The organism is Streptomyces sp. NPDC050546 (assembly GCF_044457425.1).
GTDB lineage: Bacteria > Actinomycetota > Actinomycetes > Streptomycetales > Streptomycetaceae > Streptomyces.
On sequence record NZ_JBITGX010000028.1, the window covers coordinates 98,355 to 105,143 of the forward strand.

Annotated in this window: 5 protein-coding genes; 1 reads left to right on the top strand and 4 read right to left on the bottom strand. The window is 73.6% G+C overall.

Annotated features, from left to right (window positions below):
- Positions 1-33: 33 nt before the first annotated feature.
- The 4 genes from ACIBK5_RS41995 to ACIBK5_RS42010 form a co-directional block, all read right to left on the bottom strand.
- Positions 34-1,878 carry a copper resistance protein CopC gene (locus tag ACIBK5_RS41995; RefSeq protein WP_399028513.1) on the bottom strand — a complete coding sequence of 615 codons (1,845 nt, stop codon included), beginning with the start codon at positions 1,876-1,878 and terminating at the stop codon, positions 34-36.
- Between the two features lie 221 nt (positions 1,879-2,099).
- Positions 2,100-2,567: a cupin domain-containing protein gene (locus ACIBK5_RS42000; RefSeq protein WP_399028495.1), complete on the bottom strand. Its 468-nt coding sequence runs from the start codon at positions 2,565-2,567 to the stop codon at positions 2,100-2,102.
- The gene (locus tag ACIBK5_RS42005; RefSeq protein WP_399028497.1) at positions 2,564-3,172 is read right to left on the bottom strand and encodes a GNAT family N-acetyltransferase; all 609 of its coding nucleotides are present in this window, start codon (positions 3,170-3,172) and stop codon (positions 2,564-2,566) included. The genes ACIBK5_RS42000 and ACIBK5_RS42005 overlap by 4 nt, the downstream gene beginning before the upstream one ends.
- Positions 3,165-5,720, bottom strand: a complete 2,556-nt coding sequence (locus tag ACIBK5_RS42010; protein WP_399028499.1) for a penicillin acylase family protein — start codon at positions 5,718-5,720, stop codon at positions 3,165-3,167. Before ACIBK5_RS42010 ends, ACIBK5_RS42005 begins: the two co-directional genes overlap by 8 nt.
- An 81-nt stretch (positions 5,721-5,801) precedes the next feature.
- Here ACIBK5_RS42010 and ACIBK5_RS42015 point away from each other — a divergent pair, with 81 nt between their 5' ends.
- On the top strand, positions 5,802-6,524 hold the full coding sequence (locus ACIBK5_RS42015) for a siderophore-interacting protein (RefSeq protein WP_399028501.1): 723 nt from the start codon (positions 5,802-5,804) through the stop codon (positions 6,522-6,524).
- Positions 6,525-6,789: the final 265 nt, after the last annotated feature.

The window sequence follows — 6,789 nt, forward strand, 5'->3', positions numbered from 1 at the left end:
CGTCCTGTTCAGCAACCGCTGCGGCCCGGGTGCCTAGGACGTGATCCGCACCCGCTTCGACACCGTCACCTGGTCGACGTCCGACACCCGCACGGTCGTCTTCATCGTCCAGGTCCCGGGGAGGGGCAGGTTGACGGAGTTGGTGCTCCAGTAGCCGATGTCGGTGAGTCCGGCGTCGATCGGGCCGACCTTCTTGGAGGGCAGGGTGAAGGTGATGCGGACCTCGGGGACGGTGATCGGGCCCTGGTCGGAGCCGTGGACCACGGCCTGGACGCCGTTCTCGCCGACCCGCCCGGGGTCCAGGGTGACCTGAACAGTGCCGCGACCGGTCAGGGACTTCACGCCCGTGTCGTAGGGCACCGTGATCAGGGTCGTGGGCGGCAGCGCGCCCGCCGGGGCCTGCTGCGCGGCCTCGGCCTGCGCGCGGCCCGGCAGCGTGGTGGTGAGCAGGGTCGTGATCAGCAGCACCACCGCGGCGACGGCGACCTCGATGAGGACGGAGCGCCGCAGACCGCGCCGCTGTTCCTCTCCGTCCCCGTCCCCCGACCCGAGGGCCTGCCCCTCCGGCCGCTCCGGCTCCCCGGCGTCGGGCATCCCGGGCTCTCCGGCGTCGGGCGTCCCTGGCTCCCCGGCGGCTTCCGGCGCCAGCGGGGCGCCGACCGGCTGCGCGACCCGTTCGCGTACGGCCGCCACCGTCCGGGTGGTCGCCGGGGCCGCGAGACGGGCCGTCCAGCGGCGCGAGTACCCGGCCGCCAGCACCAGCACGGTCACCGCGGCCAGTTTCGCCAGCAGCAGCCGGCCGTACGAGGTGCCGGACAGCGCGGAGACGGAGCCGAGGCCCCGCCAGGACTGGTACACGCCGGTGACGACCAGGACCGTCACCGAGGCGAAGGCGATACGGGAGAAGCGGGGCACGACCTCCGTCAGATCCTCGCCGGACGAACGGCGCAGGGTCAGGAGCAGTGCCACGAGCCCGCCCAGCCAGACCCCGGTCGCCAGCAGGTGCAGCACGGACGACGTCATCGCCAGCGGCACCTGGATCCCGGCGGAGGCGTGCTCGGCCACCGCCCAGGTCAGGGCCAGTGCGGCGGCCAGCGTCGTGCCGGAGGCCAGCGCCACGGGGTCCCGGCGGTCACGGTGGTCACGCCGCCTGGACAGCCACACCAGGAAGACGGCGGTCAGCAGCAGAACGGCCAGCCGGGCGAGCAGGGCCAGGCCAGGGCGACTGGTCAGGGTGCGGCCGAGGGCGGAGGCGTCGAAGGCCGTCGCCGGGCCCGCGCCCGCCTCGTACGGGGCGCGCAGCAGGAGCAGGACCACCGTCGAGCCCAGCAGCGTCCACCATGCCGTCACCAGCGGCCTGCGCAGCGGGGACCTCTTCGCGGGACGGCACAGCAGCGCGAAGGCCGCCGCTCCGACGAGCAGCGCGGCGGCGAGGTAGGCGAGGTAGCGGGCGGCGTCGTAGAGGCCACCGGTCAGCGGGTCCTCGTCCGGGCCGGTGTCGATCTGCGTGCTCGTGGCGGACCGTTTGCCGACGGAGAAGGAGAAGGCGCCGGAGACCGGGTGGCTGTCGGCGGACACCACCCGCCAGGCCACCGTGTAGGTGCCCTGGGCGAGCTTCCTCGGCAGGCCGACCCGGGCCGTGCCGGAGCGGCCGTCCGCGTGCGTGGCCTCGCCGGTGTGAACGCGGCGCTGGTCGGGGCCGAAGACCCGGAAGGAGTCGTCGAGCAGGCCTACGGACTCGGTGAAGGTCAGGGTGACGCTGCGAGGGGCCTGTTTGACGACGGAACCGTCGTCAGGGTCGGTGCCGCTGAGGGCTGCGTGGGCCGAGGCGGGGGCTCCGCTGAGGAAGAGCAGGACCAGCACGGTGCCGAGCAGCACCAGGGCTTGGCTTCGCCGGGGGTGTCCGACATTGCGCTCCTCGTTCCGCCGTGGGTCCACGTGGTTCTCCGGGGTCGGGCTGTACGGCTTCCGGATACGTACGGATGAGAAGGGTGTAACGCTCATCGGGGTGGTCGGCGTGTGCAGTGAGGCGGCCGCGGGCGGGTGGGGCTGGTTCGCGCCCACGCGGCGGAGCCGCACATCGACACGGCCCCGCGCCCCTATGTACGTGACAGTTCCGCGATCCGATCAGCCTCGGTCGGGAAACGCGCCGTCAGCTCCCGCTCATCCCCGTGCTCATAGCCCTCGAACGTGAAGCCGGGCGCCATCGTGCAGCCGAACAGGGTCCACTCTCCGCGAGTGCTCCCGCCCATCCACGTACCTGCCGGGACGGTGAACTGGACGTACTGGCCGCCCAGGACGTCCGGCCCCAGCAGCACCGTCCGCGTGCTCCCGTCGGGGGCGAGCAGGAGAAGCTCCAGGGGATCGCCGAGGTAGAAGTGCCAGACCTCGTCGGTCGGGAGGCGGTGGAGGGCGGAGAAGGCGTCCGTCGTCAGGAGCGCCACGATCGCCGTGCCCTCGGGTCTGCCGTCGGGGCGTTCGGGGCCGGCCCAGGTCTGCCGGAACAGGCCGCCCTCGCGCGGGATCGGCTCCAGTCCGTAGTGGGCGACGAGCTCGTCGGGAGTCACCCGGGGAAGAGTAGTTCCCGGTCGAGGAAGGCGAGCTGTGCCTTCTTCTCCGGCAGGTACACGTCGGGGAGGTCGATCTCCGGCAGGACGACCACCGGCCCGGCCGTGAAGCCCAGCTTGAGGAAACGGGTGACCGCCTTCTCGTTGCGGACGTCCGGGTCGACCACGACCCGCCGCCGGTCCAGGCCCAGCAGGACGTACCCGGCGACGGACGCCACCAGCCGGGCCGTCCAGCCGGAGCGCGCGCCGCCCGGGCCCGCGGGGGCGAGCAGCAGGTGGACGCCGATGTCGCCGGGCCGGACGTCGTAGCACTCGCTGACGCGGTCGGCCCCGGGCTCATAGGTCTGGAGGAGGGCGACCGGCTCGCCGTCCCTGACGACGAGGAAGGCGTGGTGGGTGGCGAGGGTGTCCAGGTGGGCGTAGGTCTCGGCCACCTGCCGTTCGGTGAGGTCGTTCATGCCCCAGAAGGCGGCCCGGTCCTCGTTCACCCAGCGGTGGATCACGGCGGCGTCGGCCTCCGGGTCCAGCGGCAGGACGCGGACGGCGCCGAAGCCGTCGGTCGCCTGCTCGTGGACGGCCGTGCGGGAGGCGTACGGATCAGACATCGGTCTCCTTCTTCAGCAGGGTCCAGTCGGTGACGACCGGGACGAGCTCTCCGGCGAGCCACCGGGTGAGCTGGTCGCGGTGGTGGGGCGAACCGGGGACGCCCGAGGCGCCGAGCGGGACCACCCAGCGGCTGTCGTCGCGCCGGGCCAGGTCCCAGACGTAACGGGCCGCCGGGCCGCGGGCGGCGCGGTCGGTGAGGCCGGGGACGCCCGAGGTGCACAGCACGCAGTCGTGGTCTCCGGACAGCGCCGGTTCGTCGTACGGCGTCTCCGGGTGCAGCGGCCGCCAGGGGGCGAGGCGGTGGGTGTCGCCCCAGACGCCGGCCGGGGGCCGCCCGGCCACTTCCTCGACCGCGGCGCGGACGGCCGCCGGGCGGTCGATTCCGTACAGGTGCTCGGCCCGCAGCAGGTGCTCGAGGGCGAAGCCGACCCGTGGGAGGAGGGCCAGCCAGGGCTGGAACACCTCCGGGTAGGCCGGTGGTACGGCGAGCGCGGCGAAGGCCGGGTGCGCCGCCAGGTGTCGTACGACCGCTCCGCGCACCGCCGCGTAGCGGGCCGCGTCGGCGCTGTCGGCGTCCATACGGCGGTCCCAGGAGAGGAGTCGGTCCCTGAGGGCGGCGGCCTCGGGGGTGAGACCGTCGAGGGCGCGGAGGTGGTCCAGGAGGGGGCCCACCGAGGCGAGATGGGTGTCCGTGTGGATCGCCGGCATGTCGGCGGCGGACCAGCGCTGCTTGCGGGAGAGCAGTTCGGCGATGCGGCCGGCGCGGTGCGGCGGGGCGAACTCGACGCCGAGGGGTTCGGCCGGGCCGCGCTGGTTGGCCATGACGGCGACGCCGTCGGTGAGCCCGGCGCGGGGCGTCTCGTGCCGTCCCCGCCACTCATGGCCGGGCTCCCAGGCGGGCACCACGCGCACGCGGTTGGCCTCGGCGCGCAGCGGCACCCACCCGGCCACGCGGTGCAGCACACCGCCCTCGGTGTCGGCTGCCTGGACGACGTTGACCGGCTCGGCCCACCGGTCGAAGGCCCGGTCCACGTCGGCGACCCGGCGGGCCCGCAGCAGCGGCAGCAGGGCGCCGAAGCCGAGGTCGCCGGTGACACGGGGCGGGTACCGCAGGCTGATCGCCACGGGCGGGCCGACGGGGTCGACCGGATCGGAGGGAGCGGAGAGGTCGGCTGGAACGGCGGGAGCGACCGGATCGGCGGGAGCGGAGAGGTCGGCTGGAACGGCGGGAGCGACCGGATCGGCGGGAGCGGAGAGGTCGGCTGGAACGGCTGGAGCGACCGGATCGGCGGGAGCGGAGAGGTCGGCTGGACCGGCTGGAGCGACCGGATCGGCGGGAGCGGAGAGGTCGGCTGGACCGGCTGGAGCGACCGGATCGGCGGGAGCGGAGGGGTCGGCTGGACCGGCTGGATCGGCAGAACCGGCTGGATCGGCGGCAGCGGAGGGGCCGCCCGGATACACCGGGTTCACCGAAGCACCCGCACCCGACGAGTCCGTCGGAGCACCCGCCCCCACCGAGCCCACCGGCCCACCGTCCAGCCCCCGCGGACCCGCCGGGTCGCCCGATGCCGCCGGATCCGCCGGCCCGCCCTCGTACGCCGAGTCCATGGGATCGCCGTCGATCCCGTCGGGTCCCCCGATGATCACCGGGCCCCGGGCTGTCTCGATCACCTCGACCTCGACCGGCTCCTCGCCCGCCACCTCGACGGTCTCCGTGTGCCGGGTCGCCCGGTGCCAGGCCCCGTCCGGGCCGAGGGCCTCCACGCCGGCCCCGGTGCGCCGCAGCCGCTCCCGGTAGAGGTCCTGGTAGTCGGACATGGCGTTGGTGATCGCCCAGGCGACGGAGCCGGTGTGCCCGAAGTGGGCGATGCCGGGGACCCCGGGGACGGCCAGGCCCACGACGTCGAACTCCGGGCAGGACAGGTGGATCTGCTGGTAGACGCCCGGGTCCTCGATCCAGCGGTGGGGGTCACCGGCGATGACCGCCTGCCCGGTGACGGTCCGCTCCCCGCTCACCAGCCAGCCGTTGGAGCCGGAGGTGCCGGGGCCGTCGGTGGCGAACAGCCCGATGGCGTCGGCGTCCAGGTGGTTCAGGGCCTGCTCGCGCCAGAGCTTGGCCGGGAACCCGGCGAAGAGGATGTGGGTGGCGAGCCAGACGCCGAGGGGCGTCCAGGGGTGCCAGGTTCCGGGGGTCAGGCCGGTGCGGGAGAACTCGGGGGCTTCATGGCCGGTCTCCGCCAGCCCCGCGTTCACCCCGTCCACATACGCCCGGACCCACTCCGCCGTCTCGGGGTCCCGTCTCTCCAGCTCCGCGAAACAGCGTCTGGCCGTGTCGTCGAGTCTGGCCCGTCTGGCGAACCGGTCCCAGGCCAGGGCGCTCTCGCCGAGGAAGGACGCCGAGGTGCCCTGGGCCCGGTGCCGCTCGACCTCCAGCTGCCAGGCCCGGTCGCGGGCGGTGACGCGGCCCTGCGCGTGGGCGAGTTCGGCCGCGCTGCCGGCGCGCAGATGCGGAATGCCCCAGGCATCGCGGTAGATCTCGGTGGCCACGCTGTGCCCTCTCATTCTTTAGGTTAGGCTTGCCTAAGTTAAAGCAGTGGCCGGAATCGTACGCTAAGGGGCGGAAAAGCAATGGCGCAGGGGCGGGGTTGGGAAGGCGCGGTCCTCAAGCTGCTGCGCGCGAAGGATTTCGTGTTCACCGTGACCGGCGCGCGGGACATCACCCCGGACTACCGGCGGCTCTCCTTCACCGACGGCGGTCTGCTGGCGGCGACCGGCGTCCATCCGACCATGTGGGTCCGGCTGTGGTTCGACAACGCGGGCAAGCCCCACCAGCGGGCCTACACCCTGGTCGACCCGGACCCTGAGGCCGGCACCTTCAGCCTGGAGTTCGCCCTGCACGAGGGGTGCGCCAGCGACTGGGCCAGGACGGCCGAGCCGGGCGACACCGTCGAGGCGACCGTCCAGGGCACCGGCTTCGAGCACCCGAGCCCCGCGCCCTCGCACGTCTTCGCCGTCGGCGACCCCGCCTCGCTGCCCGCCATCAACTCCCTCCTCGACGCCCTGGGTTCCGCCCCGGCCACCGTCTGGTTCGAGGGCGGCGGCGACGACCTGCCCTTCCGCACCGACCCGGCCCGGCACGAACTGCGCAAGGTGCCGCGCCAGGACTCCGGCGCCCAGCTGGTCGACCGGGTGAAGGCGGACCTGCCCGGACTGCTCCAGGGCGCCTCCGACCCGTACGTCTGGATCGCCTGCGACACGGCGACGACCCGGACCCTGGCGGCGTACGTACGCAAGGAACTGGGCCTGCCCAGGCAGCGGGTGCACGCGCTGGGGTACTGGCGGGCCTCCTAGGCCCTGTCTTCAAATCCCCCTCTGCCCCACGACGCCCGGCACGCACTCTCGCTGCACCGGACACAAGCCCAAGTACGTCCAGTACGAGGACTTGCGCCCGGCACACCGAGAGCACACACCGGACGCCGCGGGGCCGCCCTTCGGGCGACGAGGGGGATTTGAAGACAGGACCTAGGTGTATTGACCCGCGGGGTTGTTCACACGGCTGATGGGTGGCTGACCTGCGAGTGCGGTGTGGCAGCGGTGGTGGTTGTAGGCGTGGAGG